Annotated in this window: 23 protein-coding genes; 18 read left to right on the plus strand and 5 right to left on the minus strand. The window is 46.4% G+C overall.

Annotated elements, in window-relative coordinates; all coding sequences use genetic code 11:
* Positions 1–18 precede the first annotated feature (18 nt).
* The 6 genes from H8705_RS05105 to H8705_RS05130 all read left to right on the plus strand — a co-directional run bounded on the left by H8705_RS05105 (position 19) and on the right by H8705_RS05130 (position 7,312).
* A complete protein-coding gene (locus H8705_RS05105; protein WP_392392069.1) occupies positions 19–1,038 on the plus strand; it encodes a PTS transporter subunit IIC in 1,020 nt (339 codons plus the stop codon).
* Positions 1,039–1,107: 69 nt separating this feature from the next.
* On the plus strand, positions 1,108–1,452 hold the full coding sequence (locus H8705_RS05110; protein ID WP_262394746.1) for a hypothetical protein: 345 nt from the start codon (positions 1,108–1,110) through the stop codon (positions 1,450–1,452).
* 150 nt (positions 1,453–1,602) lie between these two features.
* Entirely contained in the window at positions 1,603–2,136 is a 534-nt protein-coding gene (locus tag H8705_RS05115; RefSeq protein WP_262394747.1) for an RNA polymerase sigma factor, read from the plus strand.
* Between the two features lie 27 nt (positions 2,137–2,163).
* On the plus strand, positions 2,164–4,440 hold the full coding sequence (locus H8705_RS05120) for a beta-propeller domain-containing protein (RefSeq protein WP_262394748.1): 2,277 nt from the start codon (positions 2,164–2,166) through the stop codon (positions 4,438–4,440).
* Between the two features lie 68 nt (positions 4,441–4,508).
* Positions 4,509–4,952 carry a YaiI/YqxD family protein gene (locus tag H8705_RS05125; RefSeq protein ID WP_262394749.1) on the plus strand — a complete coding sequence of 148 codons (444 nt, stop codon included), beginning with the start codon at positions 4,509–4,511 and terminating at the stop codon, positions 4,950–4,952.
* 86 nt (positions 4,953–5,038) lie between these two features.
* Positions 5,039–7,312, plus strand: a complete 2,274-nt coding sequence (locus tag H8705_RS05130; RefSeq protein ID WP_262394750.1) for a DUF4097 domain-containing protein — start codon at positions 5,039–5,041, stop codon at positions 7,310–7,312.
* 102 nt (positions 7,313–7,414) lie between these two features.
* Here the strand turns inward: H8705_RS05130 and rpsR are convergent, their stop codons facing one another.
* The 3 genes from rpsR to rpsF form a co-directional block, all read right to left on the minus strand.
* On the minus strand, positions 7,415–7,666 hold the full coding sequence (gene rpsR / locus H8705_RS05135) for a 30S ribosomal protein S18 (RefSeq protein ID WP_262394751.1): 252 nt from the start codon (positions 7,664–7,666) through the stop codon (positions 7,415–7,417).
* Positions 7,667–7,733: 67 nt separating this feature from the next.
* Positions 7,734–8,183, minus strand: a complete 450-nt coding sequence (locus H8705_RS05140) for a single-stranded DNA-binding protein (RefSeq protein ID WP_262394752.1) — start codon at positions 8,181–8,183, stop codon at positions 7,734–7,736.
* Between the two features lie 16 nt (positions 8,184–8,199).
* A complete protein-coding gene (gene rpsF / locus H8705_RS05145) occupies positions 8,200–8,502 on the minus strand; it encodes a 30S ribosomal protein S6 (RefSeq protein ID WP_262394753.1) in 303 nt (100 codons plus the stop codon).
* 253 nt (positions 8,503–8,755) lie between these two features.
* On the opposite strand from rpsF, the gene H8705_RS05150 reads away from it, so the two are divergent.
* The 8 genes from H8705_RS05150 to H8705_RS05185 all read left to right on the plus strand — a co-directional run bounded on the left by H8705_RS05150 (position 8,756) and on the right by H8705_RS05185 (position 18,005).
* Positions 8,756–10,294 carry an NAD(P)H-hydrate dehydratase gene (locus H8705_RS05150; protein ID WP_262394754.1) on the plus strand — a complete coding sequence of 513 codons (1,539 nt, stop codon included), beginning with the start codon at positions 8,756–8,758 and terminating at the stop codon, positions 10,292–10,294.
* An 11-nt stretch (positions 10,295–10,305) separates the two neighbouring features.
* Positions 10,306–10,857 carry a hypothetical protein gene (locus H8705_RS05155; RefSeq protein WP_262394755.1) on the plus strand — a complete coding sequence of 184 codons (552 nt, stop codon included), beginning with the start codon at positions 10,306–10,308 and terminating at the stop codon, positions 10,855–10,857.
* Between the two features lie 216 nt (positions 10,858–11,073).
* Entirely contained in the window at positions 11,074–11,460 is a 387-nt protein-coding gene (locus H8705_RS05160; protein ID WP_262394756.1) for a type II toxin-antitoxin system PemK/MazF family toxin, read from the plus strand.
* A gap of 202 nt (positions 11,461–11,662) precedes the next feature.
* Positions 11,663–12,841: a hypothetical protein gene (locus H8705_RS05165; RefSeq protein WP_262394757.1), complete on the plus strand. Its 1,179-nt coding sequence runs from the start codon at positions 11,663–11,665 to the stop codon at positions 12,839–12,841.
* 61 nt (positions 12,842–12,902) lie between these two features.
* Positions 12,903–13,265: a DUF4180 domain-containing protein gene (locus tag H8705_RS05170; RefSeq protein WP_262394758.1), complete on the plus strand. Its 363-nt coding sequence runs from the start codon at positions 12,903–12,905 to the stop codon at positions 13,263–13,265.
* 199 nt (positions 13,266–13,464) lie between these two features.
* Positions 13,465–15,129, plus strand: a complete 1,665-nt coding sequence (locus tag H8705_RS05175; RefSeq protein WP_262394759.1) for an AMP-binding protein — start codon at positions 13,465–13,467, stop codon at positions 15,127–15,129.
* A gap of 36 nt (positions 15,130–15,165) precedes the next feature.
* A complete protein-coding gene (locus H8705_RS05180) occupies positions 15,166–17,151 on the plus strand; it encodes a PASTA domain-containing protein (protein ID WP_262394760.1) in 1,986 nt (661 codons plus the stop codon).
* A 41-nt stretch (positions 17,152–17,192) separates the two neighbouring features.
* Complete coding sequence (locus tag H8705_RS05185) at positions 17,193–18,005, plus strand: sugar phosphate isomerase/epimerase family protein (RefSeq protein WP_262394761.1); 813 nt, start codon at positions 17,193–17,195, stop codon at positions 18,003–18,005.
* 154 nt (positions 18,006–18,159) lie between these two features.
* Here H8705_RS05185 and H8705_RS05190 read toward each other — a convergent pair whose 3' ends face one another.
* Both H8705_RS05190 and H8705_RS05195 read right to left on the minus strand, forming a co-directional pair.
* The gene (locus H8705_RS05190; protein WP_262394762.1) at positions 18,160–19,146 is read right to left on the minus strand and encodes an ATP-binding protein; all 987 of its coding nucleotides are present in this window, start codon (positions 19,144–19,146) and stop codon (positions 18,160–18,162) included.
* Positions 19,147–19,167: 21 nt separating this feature from the next.
* Positions 19,168–20,205 (minus strand): DnaD domain protein, encoded by a 1,038-nt coding sequence (locus tag H8705_RS05195; protein WP_262394763.1) that lies wholly within the window; start codon positions 20,203–20,205, stop codon positions 19,168–19,170.
* 204 nt (positions 20,206–20,409) lie between these two features.
* On the opposite strand from H8705_RS05195, the gene H8705_RS05200 reads away from it, so the two are divergent.
* The 4 genes from H8705_RS05200 to H8705_RS05215 are packed head-to-tail and all read left to right on the plus strand — an operon-like array spanning position 20,410 to position 23,322.
* Positions 20,410–21,246: a PHP domain-containing protein gene (locus H8705_RS05200; protein ID WP_262394764.1), complete on the plus strand. Its 837-nt coding sequence runs from the start codon at positions 20,410–20,412 to the stop codon at positions 21,244–21,246.
* A 40-nt stretch (positions 21,247–21,286) separates the two neighbouring features.
* Entirely contained in the window at positions 21,287–22,471 is a 1,185-nt protein-coding gene (locus tag H8705_RS05205; RefSeq protein ID WP_262394765.1) for an NAD(P)-dependent malic enzyme, read from the plus strand.
* A 15-nt stretch (positions 22,472–22,486) separates the two neighbouring features.
* Positions 22,487–22,735, plus strand: coding sequence for a TIGR03905 family TSCPD domain-containing protein (locus H8705_RS05210; protein WP_262394766.1), 249 nt, complete (start codon positions 22,487–22,489; stop codon positions 22,733–22,735).
* A 32-nt stretch (positions 22,736–22,767) separates the two neighbouring features.
* On the plus strand, positions 22,768–23,322 hold the full coding sequence (locus H8705_RS05215; RefSeq protein ID WP_262394767.1) for a hypothetical protein: 555 nt from the start codon (positions 22,768–22,770) through the stop codon (positions 23,320–23,322).
* Positions 23,323–23,410: the final 88 nt, after the last annotated feature.

Below are 23,410 nucleotides of genomic sequence, written 5' to 3' on the forward strand. Positions count from 1 at the left end.
GCATATTTTGGGTAGGGAGTGTTGACGTTGGAGTTTATTAAAAAGGTGTTTAAACGGTATTTTATAGACGCCATGAGCGCTATGGCTCTGGGCCTTTTTTCCTCACTAATTATCGGGTTGGTAATCTCCCAGATCTCAAAAATTCCTGGATTGGGTTTTTTGGATGTGGTGTCCGAAGTGTTGGGCGCATCTTCTCCGGTGGTCGGAGGAGCGATTGGCGCGGCAATTGCATGGGGGCTTAAAGCCAGACCTCTGGTGATTTTTTCCAGCGTGGCCTGCGGAGCTGTAGGATATGCCGCCGGAGGACCGGTAGGTGCTTTTGTGGCGGCGATTATGGGAAGCGAGATTGGTTCTCTGGTCGCGGGCAGAACTGGGGTGGATATTGTACTTACTCCCATTGTAACCATTGTATCCGGTGGGCTGGTGGGAGATTTTGTAGGACCGTATGTACAGAATTTTATGCAGTTTTTGGGAAATGTGGTCAATCAGGCAACGGAAATGTCCCCCCTGCCTATGGGGATCATTGTTTCTGTGGTGGTGGGAATGGCGCTGACTGCACCAATTTCTTCGGCAGCACTGTGTATTATGCTGGATTTAAGCGGACTGGCGGCGGGCGCCGCCACAGTAGGCTGCTGCGCTCAAATGGTAGGATTTGCCGTGGCCGGTTTTCGGGAAAACGGCTGGGGAGGACTGATCAGTGTTGGTCTGGGGACCTCCATGCTTCAGTTCTCCAATATCATGCGTCGTCCCCAGCTGTGGATCGCTCCCACTTTGGCAGGCGCCATTTTAGGGCCGGTTTCCACCTGCCTGCTTAAGATGACCAATACAGCGGCAGGCGCGGGAATGGGGACCTGCGGATTAGTGGGACAGTTCGGCACCATCGCGGCTATGGGAGATACGACAGGAATGCCTGTGCTTTTAGGAGTGATGGCAGTAATGCACTTTATCCTTCCGGCGCTGCTTACCTGGGGATTTACTGTATTCTTCCGAAAGAGCGGCTGGATCAAAGACGGAGATATGAAAATTACTGTGGGCTAACCCAATAAGGAATTTTGGCATACAATAAAAATATACGGAAACGGATTTTTTTATTGGGATGGTGATAGAGTGGCCAACAAAAAAAAACGAGGACAATTAAGCGCGGTAGTAGCGGGGACAGGATCCGGAGGCCAGCAGATTAGCTATATCCCAGATCCGAATAGCTCTTTGTCGGATGTGGCCGCTGCAGGCGCGGGCGTGGATACCGCCGCCCAGCCGGTGACCGCCAATCACGTAGGTTCTTTAGGGGAAGGATCTATGTTTGTTTTTGCGGCGGCTACAGTTGCCAATATTCTGTGTGATAATTTGTCCCAGACCCAGATTAATCTTTTGGGAAATTTTCTCTCGGTGGTTACCACTTGTGTATTTGCTATACTAACTGTCGAAAGTCCCAATGATATATTGGAGAATTAATATATTGCATAAATAGGAAAATATGGTATAATAAGTGTACTAAGACGATTAGTACACTTATTGTTTTTTTATAAAAGATTACAAATTGATGCAGTAAAATAAACGGTGAGGCCCACTATATGGGTGAACCGTTTGTAGACGAAAATGGTGATGAAAATGGTAGTAGATGTAGCGACAGTAAAACAAGCTCGGCTTGGTGATAAAGAAAGTTTTGCGATGGTTTATGAGCAGGTTGCTGATGACCTTTATAAAGTTGCGCTCTACAGCCTGGGAAATGCTTATGACGCACAGGATGTAGTCAGCGAAACGTTTATTGAAGCGTACAAAGGCATAAAGAACCTTCGTGATGACAACAGTTTCAAACCTTGGATCATGCGCATCCTTTCCATACGCTGCAAACGGAAAATCGGACAGTACATAACGGGAAGAAATCAGCTGGATATTGAGGATTTCATGGGCTTAGCGGAAGGCGGGGACAGTATGGAGGAAAAATCCTCCCGAAAGCTGGAACTGCTGCGCGCGCTGGAAACTCTCACCCCTCAGGAACGTCAGATTGTGGCGCTTGCGGTGGTGCAGGGATACACCGTCCGTGAAACCGCGGAAATTTTGGGCGCCCCTCAGGGAACAGTAAGCTCAAAACTTCACCGCACACTGAAAAAACTGCGTGCCCAGCTTGAAAAATAAATTCTCCCGGGAAAGGAGCGACAGCCGATGCGCGAACATAACGAAAAAGAAATAACCAGCGATATAGAACTGCTGAAAGACCGATTTTTGGAACTGGACGAAGATATAAAACGGCCTTATGCTCTTTCCGGGGAGGTGTTAAGGCAGAAGCTTACCGATGTGCAGGCGCAGGATCCCCAGCCTTCTAAACGGGCTTGGTGGAAACCGGTTTTGGCCTGTGCGGCCACCTTTGTTGTAGTGATCGGAGCGGTATATGCTTTTGATGCAAGCCAGCAGGAGGTTCCCCTCATACAGAAGAGCAATCCGGAAGTATCCGGTCAGGTGCAGAGCACTGCCGTTTCAGCACTTCAAAGCGCAGCGCAGGAGGATTCCGATCAACCGGAAGAAGGGCAGGCTTACTATGCCGAAGATTATACCCAGGTTCGGGATATCATCTTTGAGAAAATGGGCGGTGTGGAGAGCTTAACGCCGCCGGAGGCGGAATATAAGGGCAGTTTTTTCGATCGGATTTTAGGAGGTATTTTTAATAAAAGCAGCAACTCTACTTCTGCCGGCGCCGCTGTGGATATGGCTGCGGCGGATGGCGCAGTTGCACAGGAAGCAGAAATAGCTATGGACGACGCTATGGCTATGCCGAATACGGCGGGCAGCGGTATGGATTATTCCCAGACCAATGTCCAGGAGACTGGTGTGGACGAAGCGGACATAGTAAAAACCGATGGAGAGTATCTGTACAGTTACGTATATAAAAATTCTTATACTCGCGGGCCTACTATTTTTATTACGGATGCTCAGGATATGAAAGTAACTTCCAAAATTATATTGGAAGATATGAATGTGAATGAGTTTTATCTCAGCGGAGATTATTTGGTAACTGTAGGTTACGGTTATGCAGAAATTCCCATCACTCCTTCCACTATTGTGGAAGAAACGGACGATACGATAATAAAAGAGGCGGAGAAGGCGGGGGCGACTTATTCCCAGGACTGGTCGGAAGCGGATATTTACCGCAACAGTACAGTGCAAGCGGTGGTATACGATGTGAGCAACAAAGCCCAGCCGAAAAAGGTACGTACCTTTAACCAGGATGGAGACTATATTTCTTCCCGGGTAAAAGACGGAGTGCTTTATCTGGTAAGCACCCGGTGGATCTATCCGGATTTTACAAATAAGAACACTCCTATGAGTGAAATGGTTCCGATTGTTTATGACGGCGCTTCTGGGGCGGCGAAACTAATCCCGGCGGACCAGATCGCGGTGGCACCCAAATCTCAGGATTATAACTATGCTATCGTTTCTTCTTTAGATATAAAAGGCGGCGGTGCGAAAACACAGGCGGTGTTGGGCGGAGGACAGGGAATTTACATGTCCAATGACAACTTGTATGTGTACTATACTACTTATAATGACCGGGTAACTTCCGATCAGCAGACAAAAAATTTCGGAAGCTATTCGGGAACCAATATTATTAAATTTGCGGTGAACGGCCTGAGTGTGAATTTGAAAGAAACCGCTTATGTTGACGGTTATACGGATGGTCAGTTTGCCTTCAGTGAACATCAGGGAAACCTGCGTGTAGCAACCACGGCAGAACTGCTTACGGGTTACAGCTCAAACAATGTGTATGTGCTGGATCAGAATATGAAGCAGATTGGAAAGCTGGAAGATTTAGCACCGGGCGAAAGAATTTATTCAGTACGTTATATGGATGATATGGCATATGTAGTTACCTTCCGGGAAACCGATCCGCTCTTTGCCATCGACCTGTCCGACCCAACCTCTCCGAAGGTTATGGGCCAGTTGAAGATACCGGGATTTAGTGAATATCTGCATCCGATTGATGACCATACTCTCATTGGGATCGGACAGGACACTGATATCAACCAATGGGGCGGCGTTTCGACTACCGGGCTAAAGGTGAGTATGTTTGACGTCAGCGATCCGCTCAACCCCAGGGAGCTGCATGTATATAACCTAGGGGTAGAAGGAAGTTATTCAGAAGCGCTTTATAATCATAAGGCGGTTATGTTTAATCTAAAGCGTAATTTGATGGCATTCCCTGCCTCTGTGGCAAACACTTCTGGTTATTCTCAAAACGCTTATTATGTACTTTCTTACTCTGTGACAGATGGATTTGAACTGAAAAAATCTATTACACATGGAGAGGCGGATACCTATAACGGTTTTAACGAAGTCAACCGGGGACAGTATATTGGCAATATCCTGTATACTTTTTCTCCAGAACAGATTGTAAGCTATGATATGGACGCTTTCACAGAGAAAGATTCTGTTTTGCTGAAATAATCTAAAATCAAAAAATTAGCCGCTGTTAATAACAGCGGCTAATTTTGACTGGAAGGAAACGGATAAAAATGGAAATCTATGTGGATGCGGATGCCTGTCCGGTAAAAGAAATCATTGTACGGGAAGCGAAAAAACGAAAAATTCCTGTGACCATGGTGATTGATACCAGCCATGAACTCAGCGATGGCTACAGCCGGATCATTACGGTAGACAAAGCAAGGGACAGTGTGGATATTAAACTGATCAACTTAGTAAGCCCAGGGGATCTGGTGGTCACCCAGGATTTTGGCGTAGCGGCGATGGCGCTGGGGAAAAGGGCGGCGGCTCTCAACCAAAATGGGTTGATCTACACCTCGGAAAATATGGATCGATTACTGTTTGAGCGCCACATTGGACAAAAAGTACGCCGCAGCGGGGGAAAAACCGGAACAATGAAGAAAAGAACGTCAAAAGAAGACGAAAATTTTGAAATTTCTCTGAAAAAGCTGCTAAATGAGCTGGAAAAATGTTGAAAAATTTTTGCATAAATTGTATAATATATTTGTGGAAGTTTACCTATTAATATAGAGTTGAGATGATGGACAAGGAGGGGATAAGGGTGAAAATGGCGATAAAACGGATAGTGGTTCTTTTTCTGTCTCTTGTAATGGTGCTTTCCGTAAGTGGGGTAGTGCTGCTGGCGCAGGATCAGACACCGGAGGAAACCTTGCCGTCTATGTGTACGGTGTGCGGGCTGGCAAGAGGAGAATGCACCTGTGAAAAATGTACTGTTTGTCAGAATTGCGTCGCTGACTGCATCACTTATCAGGTATGCCAGCGGTGTGAAGTTTGTCATGCCTTGCTTGCGGACTGTCTGTGCGAACGCTGTTCCGCGTGTCATCTTCTGCGAGCGGATTGTACCTGTGACAGATGTTCTGTTTGCCAGGAGCTTTTAGCAGACTGCCTGTGCGACCGCTGTTCTGCGTGTCATCTTCTGCGGGCGGATTGTACCTGTGAAAAATGTACGTCCTGCCAGCAGTCTTTGGCGGACTGCACCTGCGAGCGGTGTACAGTTTGCGGAAAACTGATCGCCGACTGTCAGTGCGAACGGTGTCAGACCTGCCATAAATTGACGGAAGAATGTATCTGTGAAAAGAGTACTCTTTGCGCTATTTGTGGAAAGGATCCCTGCGAATGTCCGACTAATTCTATTTTACGTACTCCAGGAACAGATATGATGGAGGTATATGTAAGCGTCTCTACTGGCAATGATACAACCGGAACCGGGCTTTCGGATGCTCCGTTAGCTACTTTGGGGGCGGCTGTCAATGCGGTTGCCAGCGGCGGAACGATCCATCTTGTGGATGGAAGTTTCAGCGCATCTTCCCTTACCCTTAGTAAATCAGTCACTTTAGCCGGCACAGGAAGTGTAGAGCTTACCGAAAGCACCATTACCGGGACGCTGACAATTGCTACGACTGGCGGTGTAACCATTCATAAAAGTACCGTTAGCGGTCAGATAAAACTGGCGGTATCGACCTCAGCCACTATTGATCTTTCCCGTAATTATGGCGGCGTAGTTTCGCTTGTGATGGATGGCGGCGCGTTTACTGGCGGCGGAAAACTGGTTAATACCCCTTATTATAACAGTTCCAACCTGCTGGTTTATCCGTCTCTTTCAGAAATTCCTTCAGAGATTTTAGAACTTAGTCCGAGCGGTGATCTTTCCAGATACGAAGAGGAGATTACGGCTGCGGTAAATACGGTGCGGGGAATTACGGATAAAAGCACTTTAACCAGTTCCGCAAATCAGAAAATTTTGGAAAAGCTGCTGCCTCTGCATAAAAAGCTTAACAATCTGGGCAGTGTAACGATAACTAACAATAACTCCCGCTGGGTAGAGAATCCTTCTGTTTTGGGCGCTGAACTATCAGCGGACGCCGGAGCGGGAATGGAAATTGTTTTTTCCCGTCTTACCTCCGATGTGGTTATCCCCAGCGATTATCGGGAGAGCGGCTTGGAATTTGAAGTGGATTTGAAAATAAACGGCAGTGACAAGGAGCCGGATGCGCCGCTTACTGTTTCTATCGACCTTCCCAGCAGCGTATCTACCTCCCGTCTGAAAGTGCTGGATTTCCATGGGGGCAGAAGGGATCCGGATGTGATTACTCCGTCCAGAAGCGGCGACCGCATTACTTTTACGCTGCCATATACGGGGCCGATTGTGGTAGTAAACGCAAAATCAGGAGGGTCTTCCGGCGGTTCGTCCAGCAGCAATAGTACGGAAAAAGAAATCGACCGTCTGTGGCAGAAGACTGTCCGTTCGATTAAAAATGCTTCCAGCGGCGATACAGTGCGGGTAAGCTCGAAAATTACCAACTATATGCCTACCACTGTGCTGGACGCGTTAAAAGGAAAAGACGTCACCTTAAAAGTTGCTTTTAAAAAGGACACAGTAGAAATTTATGGGAAAGATATTGGCACTATCCCAAGAAACCAGGCCTATTACTCTTATGCACAGTTGAAAGAATTGTTTGGGGAAGGCGGTTCCTCCTCTGATTCTGACTCTGCCTCCAAACCAAGCAATCCGACGACTGGCGGAACATGGTATAACCCGCCGGCTGTGGTTTATCCCTCTGTGCCGTCGCAGCCATCCGGAACCACCGACGGTTCTGCGGGGACTACCGTACCATCCTTGGACAATCAGCCGACTGCTCCGTCTCTGCCTGAGATAGAACAAAAGGAAGAAGAGGTGGAGATTATCCCTGGTACTCCGGCGTCCCAAATACGGCCGTTGTCCAGTCCGATTGTGATTTTGGTAATCGTGTTGTCCTGCGCTGTGGGAGCTGGCATTATCACCTATGTTATTTGCAGAGGTAAACGCGAAGCATAAAAGAATATTTAAATAGTGCACCCCCTCACTCTGTTGTATCAAGAGTGAGGGGGATTATACAAAAAGGCCTCGGCGTAAGCCGAGGCCTTTTTTCAATCATTATTAATCGCTGATATAAGGCAACAACGCCAGATGGCGGGCGCGTTTAATCGCAATTGTTAACTGGCGCTGATGACGGGCACAAGTGCCGGTCACACGACGGGGCACAATTTTAGCGCGTTCGCTGAGATATCTTCTCAGGCGGGGAACATCTTTATAATCGATAGGGCCCAGTTTGTCAACACAGAAGGAGCATACTTTTTTTCTGCCTTTTCTGTTGCCGCCGCGAGGGCCTCTGCTTTCGGATCTTTCCATGCTTAAAACCTCCTTGTAATGATAAGTGTCAAAAGATACACAAAATTTTGGATGAATAACTTGTTAATTAGAACGGCAGATCGTCACTGTCCGCAGCCATCTCAGAAAAATCACCCACATCGCCGCTGGCATAAGAAACCGCAGGTTCCGCAGGGGAGGGCGCAGCAGTAAACGCAGTAGGCGCAACACCGCCGGCAGGCTTGCTGTCAGCGAAGTAAGCGGCGTCTACAACCACTTCTACAGCAGTACGCTTATTTCCGCTTTTATCCTCATAGTTTCTAGTCTGGATAGAACCTTCCAAAGCGATCATTCTGCCCTTGGCAAAATATTTAGCGATAAATTCCGCTGTCTGGCGCCAAGCGACACAATTAATAAAATCGGTTTGGCGGTTTCCGTCCCGGCCGCCGAAATTACGGTCTACAGCGACGCTAAAAGAAACAACGGAAACTCCATTAGGGGTTTGCCTTAATTCTGGGTCGGCAGTAAGTCTGCCCATAAGAATAGCTCTATTTAACATATCAGTCTACCATCCCTTACGCTTCTTCGTCTTTGGCAATAATCAAAGAACGAAGCACGCCGTCTGTGATTTTGTAAATACGGTCCAGCTCAGCAGGAAACTCTGGAGCAGCCGAAAACTCAACCACTACATAGTAACCTTCGGTTTCATCATTAATCGGGTACGCAAGGCGTCTTTGACCCCATGTGTCCACATTGTTGATAGTACCGTTTTCGCTGATAAGGCTGTTGAATTTTTCAACCAGAGCATTTACGCTCTCCTCACCGTCTTTGACACTGAAAACCATCACAGTTTCATAGTTGGCTATAAGCTTTGCCATTTATTGAACACCTCCTTTTGGACATTAGGCTCTGCCGCGAGGGCAGGGCAAGGATGTATGCCGGAAGTTATTATCCGACTAACTAGGTTATTATACCAGTCTTAGAACAATTAGTCAATAGACAACCAGCTGTTTTATCTATTTTGAAAATACCAGAAAAGAGCGGAGATAGGCAAATTCTCCACAAATTCGCTGTTATCCATAAGGAAATTGTGGTATACTTATTCCATTAAAAAGACAGAGGTGACACAAAATGGTAGTAGTGACCAATAGCCAGATGAAACAGATCGAAGAAAATTCTTTAAAATATTCAATGAGCATGAAACGACTGATGGAAAACGCGGGAAGCGCCGCCGCGATGTTCATTCGGCGGACTATGGAGGTGGACGGGAAGTTCTGTACCGTCTTTTGCGGCCGTGGCAACAATGGAGGCGACGGCTTGGTAGTGGCCAGAAAGCTTTATGAAAGCGGAGCAAATGTGGTAGTAGTTCTTACCGATGGGGATCCGGCGACGGACCAGGCCAAAGAAATGATGGAATTGATTGCGCCCATGGATGTTGCATTGGTGTATTATGAAAAAGAAGATCCCGCCTATCTCAAAGAGCGCTTAGAAGCTACCGATATTATTGTGGATGCTATTTACGGCACAGGATTTCATGGGCAGTTGGATGAAAAACACCGGAAAATCTGCGAACTGATCAATGGTACAACCGCCCAGGTAATTGCTTTGGACGTCCCCAGCGGGGTAACCTGCGACACTGGTTTTGCAGATGAATACGCGGTGATCGCGGATATGACCATTGCGTTTGACAGTTATAAGCCTCTGCATGTCCTCCCCGTTTCTGTGGGTTACTGCGGGGAAATTAAAACTGCGGATATCGGAATCCCGCCGCAAGCACATGAAGGGATTGAAGGCCAGTTTATTTTGGTGGATAATGAGTTTGTTTTTTCCCGTCTGCCTAAACGCCGGCGGGACAGCCACAAGGGAAGTTATGGTAAATTGCTGAATATTGCTGGCTCTCAGAAATATATGGGCGCCGCTATTCTTTCCACTATGGCGGCGATGCGTGCTGGGGCGGGATATGTAACCCTGGCTTCCACCAAGGAGGTCTGCCGCACCGCTCTGCCCAGCCTTTTGGAAGCTGTGATGCTTCCTCTTAAACAAGGAAAAGAAGGACATATTTCCTATGAATCTCTGCCGGAGATTTTAGAAGCGTTGGAAAACAGTACCGCCCTGCTGATCGGGAATGGGCTGGATGTGACTCAGGATACTTGCCGGCTGGTGTATGAAGTGCTGAAAAATGCGAAATGTCCGGTGATTGTGGATGGGGATGGAATAAATGTAATTTCCAGGAATATAGATATACTAAAGCAGACAAACTGTAATATAGTGCTTACTCCGCATATGAAAGAGCTTTCTCGGCTGACGACATTACCTATCGAACAGCTCAAGCAGGACAGATATACCATCGGAGCGAATTTCGCCCGGGAATATGGCTGTACTGTGGTGATGAAAGACGCTTACACTGCTACGGCAGGCGCGGATGGGCGTATGTATATCAACACCACAGGCAACGCTGGCATGGCGAAAGCCGGAAGCGGGGATGTACTTGCGGGAATAATCGGCGGGTTAGCCGCCCAGGGAATTGATCTTGTGACCGCGGCGGCGGCAGGGGCATATCTTCATGGGCTGGCCGGGAATTACGCCGCTTGCAAATATTCCCAGTATGGTATGCTTCCCCGAGAGATTATCGATCAGCTGCCCAAAGTGTTTCTGCACAATGACAGATAAGGGGAGATACTATGAAAAACCGTGGGCTAAAACGGATTGTTTGCGTATTGCTCGTTATAGGAATAATTATTGCGGGGCTGGTCTCCTGCAAATCCAAAGAGGATACGGCAACGCAGGAAGCCCAAAAGCAATTAATGGCGGAATCTTTTCAAACCACGGCGAAAATCAAATATAAAGATCTGGAAACGGTGGCAACTATTTATAAAAAGCCGATGAACTGTGCCCAAGTGACCTTTGAAAGTCCGGACAGTTTAAAGGATATGAAACTCACCTTTTTTACCGACCGGGTGGATATGAAATACAAAGAAATGGACTTTACCTTTGATCCGGACGGTATTCCGGGAAAAGCGGCGGCCAAGTTGATTTTATCCGCTTTTAATACAGCGATGGAAGAAGAAGGAATGTCTATAGAACAAACAGATACGCAAGTGATCCTCCATGGTCAGATGGAAGAAGGGGAGTTTCAGCTGGTATTAAGTCGGGAGACCGGAAATATTTTAAAATTGGTTATTCCTGAAAGCCAGCTGGAAATGGAGATCATCAATTTTAAAATACTAGAATAAAACTGGAATAGAGTATGGGCCTGTACCTGTAGGTACAGGCTTTTTATTTTATCAAAAAACCGGATAGTTTAATAGTATATTAGGGGGACGTAAGACCAGCTGCGGGAAAAAAGGAAAAGTTTTTCCCGCAGAGTGTTTAAAAAACCAGACAGCCGTCCAGAATATAAGTACAAAAGAACTGAAAATTTTTCAACAAATTCACGGAGAGTGATAGATGTGACTGTAAAAAGAGGCGAAATATATTACGCCGATCTTTCCCCTGTAGTAGGATCCGAACAAGGGGGAGTGCGTCCGGTATTGATTGTGCAAAATGATGTGGGGAATAAATACAGTCCAACGGTAATTGCTGCGGCGATTACCAGCCAAAAAGAAAAATCCAAACTGCCCACCCACATTGAAATAGACAGCCAAGTGTGCGGACTGTCCAGAGATTCTGTTGTGCTGTTGGAACAGATTCGTACCATCGATAAAAAAAGGCTGAAAGAAAAAATGGGACGCTTGGATGAAAATTCTATGGGAATGATCAACCATGCTTTATCTATCAGTTTTGGGCTGGGGCTGGGAAACGATCATGGAAATACAAATATAAATACACTTACATAGGATGAAAGGCGGGAGAAAGATTTTCTCCTGTAATATTCTCTATGTAAGTAATTGGATGATTAGCGGCGGCATGGAACCCATGCCGCCGCTTTGTTTATGGCGAATTGAGGATGAAAAGAAAATATGATATACTATTACAAAATTCGACAAAAATCGACAAAAACTCCACGCGGAAAATAACGGTATAGTGAGGGGAAGTAAAATGACAAAGGTAAGATATTTTATCCTCTTTTCTTTAGCAATATTATCAATTTCTCTGAATATTTATGCGTTAGATAGTTATGTGGATGACTTTACCCGGGCAGACAGCCATTTGCCGGTAGTTTACACCGGTTTCTCCAAGTCCATATCTGATTTTCGGACATTCTCAGCTGCCTCTTGGATAACGGACAGTTCTGTTATCAATTTAGCGGTTCCATCCAAGACAGGTACGGCGGACTATTATATTCAAGGCGCTGAGACGTTGGAACTGGAGATATATTCCATGAGGGGAACTTATGCTTCAATGGAGAATGGGATTTGGCGGTTAGGGAGCAAAGAGTCAGTCTCTTATGAGAATATCGTGCGCTGCTATTATGACAGTCAGAAAGATATGCCGTTTTTTGAAAAGGGAGGAGCTGTATATGCCCTGCGTCTGTATCAGGGAAACTATGTATTTGTAGAAACAGAGGAGCAATATGCGAAAGATCAATTTTATGGAGTGAATATTTCTGGGTCCAGTGATGGAACCTCCTTTCAGCCAATAACAACAATCCGCTGTGAAATAACCGCCAGCGGGGAGAAGTATATCCGGGAAGCCTACACAGTATCGCTTCCCCAAGGGATAAAAGTGATCCGGATCTCCCTTACGGATTGTGTAACTTTTAAAGAGATTACCGGTCCCTTACATAAAAACGATCAGTCAGCGGCTATGGTGCTTGGGAGACTGACTATTTCAGGAGACCGCTTGGAATATGAAAAGCCTGGGGCATCCTCTTCCCAATCGCCATCCTCTTCTCAGTGGCCGCAAGAAAGCTCGTCTTCCTTTGAGGCAACAAATTCCGAGAATTTTGCCACTAAAGAAAAGACGGGGAGTTCCAACAATAAAGCTACCCATACCGTTACCCGGGAATATGATGTTACCGGCAAAGAACCCGCCGGTCAATGGGAGGCAGGCATGCGCGGTTCCGCGGGAATGCGGCGAACGCAGGTTTTAGAAAATGTGAGCGCCTCTTCTTCATCGACGTCTGTTAGCATTTCACAGACGCCGCCGGACAGGGCGGCTGCGGAAAGTCAGCCTCAAGAAGATGAATCCAAAGAAAACGGGGGCGCTTTTGCAGCGGCAGCGATGGGCGCAGTGGGAATTTTGCTGCTGGCAGCTGTGCTTTCCCGAAAAAAATAAACGTCTTAAAAGGGCAGGCCGTCCGCCGGGAATAAATCTATGAAGCGGGGAATATAAAAATATGACAATTAAAACAGTAAAAAATAACAACATAATATGCGCTGTTATCGAAAGCGATGATACCGTTATCACAGATACGCAGTCTGCACTGGATATCTTAATGAGTGCAAAATATGAAGCAAACACAAAAAATATTGTGATTGATAAGAAACTGATAAAGGAAGATTTTTTTATACTCAGTACGGGATTTGCAGGTGAGATTTTACAAAAATATATTAACTATGGTGGACGGATTGCTATTTATGGGGATTATTCTCACTATACAAGTAAACCGCTTAAAGACTTCATTTATGAAAGCAACAATGGAAAAGATGTGTTTTTTGTTTCAACCCGAGAGGAAGCGATCCATATGTTGACTCAGTAAGTGATAATTTATTGACTTTATTTTCTTATCATTACTGAAGTATCCACGAAAAGAATTGCTTGTGAAACCGCTAAAATTTCTCCCAAGCTCTCGCGGGGTCAGGCAGGGATAATTATTGACAAATGTGGGCTTGGGCCTATAATAGAACATATATAATTATGAGTTTTTATTATAGTAGCGATACGGGAGGAACGGTCGAGTGAATGAGTTAGTGAGCATTACGGTAGGAAAGCTGCTGGAACAGGTGGCAAATACTTATCCAGACGATCAGGCGGTAAAATACATAGATCGCCCCTTTGATACAACCTGGCGGGAGTTTAACGAGAAATGCGATCAGATTGCCAAGGGCTTTTTGCGCCTGGGAATTAAAAAAGGGGATCATGTGGCTATTTGGGCAACCAATGTACCGGAGTGGCTGCTTACCTTTTTTGCCTGTGCAAAAATGGGCGCGGTGCTGGTGACGGTGAATACCAGTTATAAGGTGTTTGAATTGGAATACCTGCTTCGGCAGTCGGATTCCAAAGCGATGGTTATGATTAGCGGCTTTAAGGATGCAAACTATGTGGATATTGTCAACGAGCTGTGTCCGACCTTAAAGGACTGCGAGCCGGGCAACTATGTAAACCCGATGCTTCCTTTTTTAAAGGATATTATTTTTGTAGGGGAAGAAACCCCCGCGGGAATGATCCCCTGGAACGATCTGTATACCCTGGCCGAAGAGTACCCGCAAGAGGAGTACCGGGCTATTTTTGAAAGCATTGATCCACACGACGTGGTAAATATGCAGTATACCTCCGGAACCACAGGATTTCCTAAAGGAGTTATGCTGACCCATTATAATATTGTGAACAACGGAAAAGCCATCGGTGACTGTATGAAATTTTCCCATGACGATAAACTTTGTATTCCGGTGCCTTTTTTCCACTGTTTCGGTATGGTGTTAGCGGTAATGGCGAGTCTTACCCATGCTACTGCCATGGTGCCCATTGAATATTACCGCCCTACATCGGTCATGCAGGCGCTGCAGGAGGAAGAATGTACAGCGGTGCACGGGGTGCCTACCATGTTTATTGCTATGCTGGAGCACCCAGATTTTAAGACGTATAAATTCCCCAGACTCCGCACTGGCATCATGGCGGGATCTCCCTGCCCGGTAAAGGTAATGCAGCAGGTGGTGGAGGAGATGGGAATGAGGGAGATTACCATCACTTACGGCCAGACCGAAGCGTCTCCGGCTACTACTATGACTACTACCGACGACAGCATTGAGCTGCGGGTGACCACTGTAGGACGGTCTATGCCCTTTGTGGAAACCAAGATTGTGGATCCGGATACCGGAGAAACTTTAGGCCCCAATCAGCCGGGAGAGTTCTGTTCCCGGGGATACAATACGATGAAAGGCTATTATAAGATGGAGGAGGCCACCCGACAGGTGATTGATGAGGACGGCTGGCTTCATTCGGGCGATTTAGCGATGGTAGATGAAAACGGGTATTACAAGATCACCGGAAGAATTAAAGATATGATTATTCGCGGAGGCGAAAATATTTATCCCAAGGAGATCGAGGAGTTTTTATATACTCATCCCATGGTAAAAGATGTCCAGGTAATCGGTGTTCCCAGCAAACAATATGGGGAAGAAGTGATGGCCTGTATTATCCTTCGTGAAGAAGCAAAGCTGAGTGAACAGGACGTGAAAGATTTCATAAGAGCGAATATGGCAAGGCATAAAGTACCTAAATATGTGGCTTTTATGGATGATTTCCCCATGACGGCAAGCGGTAAAATTCAAAAATTTAAGCTGCGGGAAATGGCGGTGGAAATGCTGCATTTGGAAGATGCGGCTTCCATAGAAACTGCGTAAGCGTCATGGATATGAAAATTAGGAGTGGTTACAAACATGGCAAATAAAATAAAGCTTTGTATGGGCTGTATGTCGCCGCTGTTTGATGAAAATAAATGCGGAGTATGCGGTTATGAAGCAGATACGCCCTATAGCTTGGATTTTCTGCCTCCTGACAGCCTGCTTGCAGACAATTATATTGTGGGCAAGGTGTATTCCTATGACCCGGAAGGGGTATGGTACGTAGGTTATGACCAGGCAAATCAGGTACGGGTATGGCTCCGGGAATATGCCCCGGCGAATATCATCCGCCGCGACCATGAAACTTTTGAAATTATTCCTCTGGAAAGCTCCCAAGCGCAGTATAAAGCTCTGCTTTCGGACTTTGAGGATCTGTGCCACTCAATACAGAGGCTGAATCCCAGCGAAAAGGTGATCCCCATTGTAGATATGTTCCGGGCGAACAATACAACCTATGCGGTATATGCTTATATAAAAACAATTACTTTGGAAGATTTTCTTCAAAGAAGCGGTGGAAAGCTCTCTTGGCGGCATACCAAAAAACTGTTGATGCCCTTATTCCATACCGTTTCTAATATTCATAAAACAGGGCTTATCCATCGGGGACTTTCTCCAGAGACAATTTTGTTGGATCAGTCGGGTGCTTTGTGGCTGAGTAATTTTACTATCGCGGCTGCCCGCACACATAAGAGCGAGCTTTCTGCTCAGTTGTTTGAAGGCTATGCGGCCCCGGAGCAGTATTCTCTTAATAGTTGGCAGGGCACTTGGACGGATGTTTATGCTCTAGGAGCGGTTACCTATCGGGCAGTCGTTGGCAAAAATCCGCCGTCGGCTCAGGATCGGATCTATGGCGATGATCTTCTGGATGCAGGCGATCTGCAGGCGGAGATGACGGAAAATACCATTTATGCGATCAATCATGCTTTAGCGGTGGAAGTGGAAGACAGAAGCCAAACGGCGGAGAGCTATATCGCCGAACTTTTGGTATCCACTACCGGCTCGGACACAGCTGTTTACACCGCCCCTGTTCCCAAACGCAGTTATGCCGGGGATACCAATGAGGTGCATCGGGATGAAATTCGCAGAGCGGTTGCTGCCCGAGAGCTGAGAGAGCAGGCGCAAGGAGCTCCTAGAAACAACGGCCGATTTGATGAATATGAGGATGGAATTGACTTGATCCCTATTCCCAACAGTTCAAAACAGACGGTAGCCGTGAAAGAAAGAAACAATCCTTCAGATAGACGTAAGAAAAAAGAAAAACGCCCGCATACTGTATTAATGGTAATTTTAGCTTTTTTGGTAGCAACCGTTTTTTTAGGCGGCGGTATGTGGTGGTTTGCCAATGCATTCCTTGGGGATTTGATCAGCCCTGATAAGGAAAAGGATAATAGCAGCGGATCAGTTAACATCGCAGGGGAAGATTTTGACAGCGAGGCATTTGCTTCCGCCGACGATAATAAAGTTCCCGGATTTATTGGAGTAACCGTATCTTCCATTAAATCCAACGAGGAGCTTCAGGCAAAATACCATTTTGAGTATGTGGAAGACTTTAACGCGGAATATGATGAAGGTGTGGTTTATGATCAGAATCCCGCCAGTGGAGCTCAGATTAACGACGGAGCTACAATCACCTTATCTGTATCAAAAGGAACAGAAAAGGTGGAAATGCCGGAAGTAGTAGATCTGGAACTGGAGGAAGCGATTAAACTGCTCAACGACCTTGAAATAGAGTACCAGGTAATTGAAGTGTTTAACGATTCTTATGAACCCGGATTAGTAGCGAGAACGGATAAAGAGGCTGGAACTATGCTGTCTAAAGGAAAAGATAAGGTTATCCTGTACACTCGGCTAATGCCGGAGGACGAACAAGAGGAAGAAGAGGAAGACCGAAAATCTTCCAGCAGTAAAAACAGCAGCAGTGAAAATTTAATAGGCAGAGAAGGTTATATTGCTCCAAAGCCTGGCAAACCGGGCGGCTTTTATGATGAAAGCGGCAATTGGATTGTAGTATTTGATGATTAATAAGTTTATGCTGGTAAATGACGAAGGGTGGTTGTTAGCATATGAAAGTAGCTTTTTCGACCTTGGGATGTCCCGGATGGTCCTGGGATGAGATATTCGCTACGGCCAAAGATTTAGGGCTGGACGGTATTGAGATCCGCGGAGTGGAAAATCAGATGTTTGCTCCGGAAATCAAGGTGTTTAAAGAAGAAAATATCCCGGCGACCTTGGATCGCTTTCAAAAAGCAGGAATGGAAATCCCGATGCTTACTTCTGGCGCTTGCCTTGGGGTTTCGGGGTCAATTGAAGATTACATGGACGAAGCGAAGGATTATATTGATCTTGCCGCTAGGCTGGGAACGCCTTTTGTGCGTGTGATGATCACTCCAGTGCCGGAACCGGGCAAAGCGGATATTGCGCAGGCAAAGAAGCTGTATCTGCAGCTTTGTGAGTATGCAAAAGGAAAAAATGTTTGCGTGCTGATTGAAACCAACGGGCCTTTGGCTGAGAGCCGTGTGTTAAAGGAGTTTATGCAGGGAGTAGATGAAACCAGCGGCGGCGTTTTGTGGGATTTGCATCATCCTTACCGTTATTTCCAGGAATCTCCGGAAACTACTTACGCAAACCTGAGCCCTTGGATAAAGTATCTTCATGTGAAAGACAGTGTCATGGAAAATGGAAAAGTCTCTTATCGTATGATGGGGTACGGCGACGTCCCGATTTTTGATACTATCCGTATGCTCTCCCAGCATGGTTATGAGGGATATATCACTTTGGAATGGGTAAAACGGTGGTGTCCGGACCTGCAGGAACCGGGAATTGTATTCGCTCATTTCGCCAATTATATGACATTTCTGCTAAATCAGTTAAAATAATCTTATCGTCAATCAAATTAGCGGCGAAGCTGTCTGAATGAGAGAAGGGCCTGTAGGTACTTTTGCCATAGGGCCAAAGATTGTGAATATTCGTGTCAATTTAATGTTGCAAAATAATAAACCGCCCGGTGTCGAAAGCACCGGGCGGTTTTATTTACTTTTGGTAGCGCTTTAACATCCGAATATCCCGACCATAGAATTTCAGCGGCCGGTAAGCGCACAACAAACGCGAAAGGATGCGGTCTCCATATCTTTCCTTCATTACCGAAGTATCCAGATTGGTATTGATAATCGTAGGCTTTTTTTCAATGATACGGGTATTGATAATATTATATAGAGCGGCTACGGTAAAAGAAGTAGAAAATTCCGCGCCTAAGTCGTCGATAATTAAAAGATCGCATTCTAAGGCCAGCGATTGATAATCGGTAGTTTCCCCTCTGGAAAACTGCTGAGCTTGAAGCTGATCCATTAACTTTTGGGAGGTAGTATATACCACACCATATTCTTTCTGGGTGATCTCATAGGCCATCGCCAGGGAAAGATGAGTTTTGCCAAGTCCGGTACCGCCGCATAAAAGCAAGCTTTCACTGTTTTGGGAGAAGGTATCCGCGTAGACGGCGCAGTAATGCACCACATCCCGCATAGCGTTTCTGGGAACAATCTGATACTCGCCTACAGGTTCCATGGGGTAATAGTTCAGGCTGAAGTTCTCAAACCGGCATTGATCCACATCGGAGATGGAACACATTTTTTCATAAGCCACCTGCCGCAGAAGTTTTTGCAGGCAGCTGCAGACCCTTTGTCCAATATATCCAGTATCCTGGCAATGGGGGCAGATATATTTCAAATCCAGATAATCTATGGGCAGACCCAAGGAAGCTAAAATATGATATCGATGCTGCTGCAGCTGCTGGTTTGCCTGTTTAAGCAGCTGAATTTGCTTCAGGGCGTCGTCACCGCCGCCTACGGCAGCTGCCGCCGCCGCCGCACCCGTTGCCGCTAAGGACTGTTCCAGCTCCAGCAGCTGAGGAACTTTGCTGTAGAGCTCCTGTTTATGCTGCTGCTGAATACGCTGTGCTTTTGCCCGACGGGAATCTAATATTTCATACGCTTGCTGATAAACATCTTTGGAGTATCCCATGATTTACCACCTTAATTGTAATTATTCCTGAGAGAGCTGATGGAGCAGCTTGTCCAGTTCATCCGCGTCCAGGGAGGAATATTTTCCTGTTTGGGCGGATTTATTAAGTCCTGCATTATTTTTTTTCCCAGGGGCGCTGTTTAACTCTTCTATTGCCTGGGCGGGAGTTTTAATTCCTTTTTCACTCCAGGAAGTAAGAATTTTATCCGCATATGCAAAAGAAATTTTACCAGTATTTTCCATACTTCTTTGACAGGCAAGGGTAATAAGGGATTCGCTAAGCCCCAGATGATCAAACCATTTGTTTACCAGTTCTTTTTCCTTTGGAGTCATTGACCGGTTATAAAGGCCAAATGCTTCGATGACTATCTTCTCCTGTTGGTTATTGCGGGTAAGACGGGTAATCTCCAACTCTGCCAGCTCATGGGTGTTAATTCCCTTTTCCAGCCAGCTGGCGGCGGCCTTTTCTACATAGTTCATACTTGCCTTGCCGATGGAAACACAATATTGAAGAAGCATCAATAGTACGTCGATCTCCATACCATAATAGCTGACAATAGCGACTAATATCTCGCTTTCTATCGGGGTAAGAGGCGAACCGATAACCGATTGAGCCTCAATCAGCAGCTGGGAAATCGCCGGATTATCCTGCGACATCTGGGCAATATCCGACCGGGTAATTTTTGGCCGTGCGGAAACGGTAACAATTTTTTGACCGGAAGCGGAAAGGGTTTCCTGGGTAACGGGAGCCGCTGAGGGAGTTTTTTCAAAAGCGGCGGAACTTTCTTCCCGGGCCGGCGCACAATGAATTGCCGGACGGTCGGTGTCAAAAATAATCCCGGCGTTTATCCAATAATGCAAAGCGTCCGAGATATCCGCCGGATCCTTGCTAAGATGCTGAGCAAGCCAGGCTTCGTCCACCGGCTGACCGGGATACCGAAGCATCAGAAGAAGCACTTGTAAGCAAAGGCGGGAACATATTTTTATATGTTGATCCACTATTGCGCTGGGAACAGCAAAAACAGAGGACCAAATACCGTTATCAACTATGTAAGCCATAATACACATCCAATTTCAAAAATAATTAACATCCGGCTTTGCCGGTGCGCAGCATAAAACAAAGCGGTGTCCTTCACCGCGCGGTACGATATGTTAGTTATTATATCATAAAAATATTTCCTTTACAAAATATAAGTTGCACGCATAGCGCAAATCGTTGTATAATAGATTGTAATATGGATGACGGATAGGGGTGGGAAAAGGATGATAGGAGATTTACATTGTCATACAAGATTTTCTGACGGCTCTTTAAGTGTAGACGACCTGGTATTTTATGCAAAACGGGCCGGACTGGACTTTGTAGCGGTAACAGACCATGATACGATGTCCGGTATCAGCCGCGCGGAACTGCTGGGAAAAAGATATGGAATCGGTGTGATCGGCGGGGTGGAAGTTTCCGCCTGGGATTATAAGCGTCAGCGTCGGGTGCATCTGTTGTGCTATCTTCCGGCCAATCCCGACCGTTTGGAAGGGATGTTGAAACACACCATCGAGGACCGGGATAAATGTATCCGGGAAAGTTTAAAAAAAGTAATGCAGCTTTTCCCTGTGACAGAAGAACATGTCAGCCGGTTTATGAAAGGCGCCCCTGCCTTATATAACGTACATATTATGCTGGCGCTGATGGATTTGGGATATACCGACTGCATTTATGGAGATCTGTTTCAGGAGCTATTGAGCCCTAAGGGAGGAAGCTGTTTTGTTCCCAGGACATATATAGACGTGCTTGAAGCGGCGCAGATCATTAAAAGCGCTGGGGGCATATGTGTTCTGGCACACCCTTCCGTATATGATTCTATCGAGATTATGAGGGAACTGGCGCAGGCCCAGGCGATTGATGGGATTGAACAGTTCCATCCCAGAAATAAGGACGAGGACGCGCAGGCAATTGCCGATATAATACGGGAATATGATCTTATTCCTACTGGCGGCACTGATTTTCATGGAGCGCATACCAAAATTCCCCATCCTATTGGAACCTGTGTCACACAGAAAGCTTCGTTGGAACGGCTGTTTAAACTCTCAAAAGCCAGGCAATAAAGGAAATTAAAAAAACGACGCAAAAAACGTAGGAGGCAGCATGGATATTAAAGAGCTAGCGCTGAAAAAGCATTACCAATGGCAGGGGAAAATAGAAGTAATTTCTCGGGCCCCGATTAATTCGCGGGAGGATCTTTCCACTGCGTATACCCCGGGAGTCGCCCAGCCTTGCCTTGAAATAGAAAAGGATGAAAGTCTGTCTTATGAACTTACCCGCCGGGGGAATATGGTGGCGGTGATTACCGACGGCACCGCGGTATTGGGGCTTGGAGATATTGGTCCGGCGGCGGCGATGCCGGTGATGGAAGGGAAGTGCGCTTTATTTAAAGCGTTTGCGGATGTGGACGCATTCCCTTTGTGCATCGACAGCAAAGATGTGGATACCATCGTAAATACAATCCTTCTTATCTCCAAAAGTTTTGGCGGGATTAATCTGGAAGATATTTCTGCTCCCCGGTGTTTTGAGATTGAGCGGCGGCTCAAGGAAAAGTGTGAAGTGCCAGTGTTTCACGACGACCAGCATGGCACAGCTATTGTGGCTTCGGCGGCCCTGCTCAATGCTCTGAAGGTGACCGGGCGAAAGATGGGCGAGTGCAAAATCGTTATCAACGGGGCCGGCGCCGCTGGTATTTCCGTGGCGAAGCTATTGCTTTCCATGAATTTTGGAGAGATTGTCATGTGCGACATAAAAGGGATTATTTATGAAGGCGCCGATTGGCTGACCGAACCGCAGATGCAGATGGCGAAAGTGACCAATCCCGGCAAGAAAAAGGGTACCCTGGCAGACGCGCTGGTAGGTGCGGATGTGTTTATCGGGGTTTCCAAGCCTAACCTGGTAAGCCAGGAAATGGTCGCGACTATGGAAAAGGACCCAATTATTTTCGCTATGGCAAACCCTATGCCGGAGATTATGCCGGAGCAAGCGAAGGCCGGCGGAGCGGCGGTAGTAGGAACCGGACGCTCCGACTTCCCAAACCAGATCAATAATGTCCTGGCGTTTCCTGGTATTTTTAAGGGGGCTTTAAAAGTGCGGGCTTCCAATATTACCGAGGAAATGAAGGTAGCGGCGGCGTACGCTATCGCGTCCATGGTAAAACAGGAAGAACTGACGCCGGAATATATTTTGCCGGACGCTTTGAATAAAGAAGTAGCGGATTGCGTCGCGAATGCTGTTGCGGCGGAAGCGGTAAAATTGGGAATTGCTAGAATTTATAAAGAAAAATAAGGATTGATAAAACAGATGATCTATACCTATAAAACACACGGAGTCTGTTCCAGAGAAATGCGTATCGAATTGGAAGACGGCGTAATTAAAGATATTGAGATTATTGGGGGATGCAATGGGAACCTGAAAGGGATTTGCGCCCTGGTAAAAGGTTGTAAAGCCGAAGAGGTAATTCTAAAATTAAAGGGGCTTACCTGCGGATACAAAAATACTTCTTGTCCTGACCAACTGGCAATTGCTTTAGGTCAGGCGCTGGGAAAATGAGAAATCCCAAGAGGAAGAGCGGAGGTGACAAAATGACGTTTGATGACAGCGATATTAAAATTATGCCCGACGACCCGTCGGAAGTATTTGACATGTCCGAAGGCGCGGCAAACGCTTTTGTCAGAGAAACGAATAACGGAAATATGGAAAAGGCAAAAAAGCTGGGGGCGCAGTTCGCCGCGGGACTGATCGATCCCAACTGCGTTTGTGTATTTGGCGTAGGGGAGCTGGATACGGTCAATACCATCTCCCAAAGAAAAGTACTGTTTGCCTATGTGGTGAATCAGGTGATTGAAGAGATGGCGCCCAACTCTATTGTGGCACAATCGGCACTGTCCAGTTTTTATGATGCGGTTCAGCAGCAGGATGCCAAGACCTATGAGCTGATTAATGATTCTGCCGCTTTTACGATGTATATCCTTCAGGCCCGTCTCGTTCCCAACGACGGACAGGGGATGGGAGAAGTATTTGCCAAACTTTGCGGACAGGAAGGGCAGCGGTTGTATATCAATTATGGAAAGGAATTATACAACTATTTTACTATTACCTGTACAGAGCAGGTTCTGGCCGCGGATATGATACGATAGTTTTATGTAAGAATAATCCTCCTGTTTTCAGGGGGATTATTTTATTGTAAATTGATAGCGGTTAGGGTAAAATAAAAAAAGGAGATTA

Origin of the sequence: Youxingia wuxianensis (assembly GCF_014385085.1) — a bacterium.
GTDB classification, from domain to species: domain Bacteria; phylum Bacillota; class Clostridia; order Oscillospirales; family Ruminococcaceae; genus Youxingia; species Youxingia wuxianensis.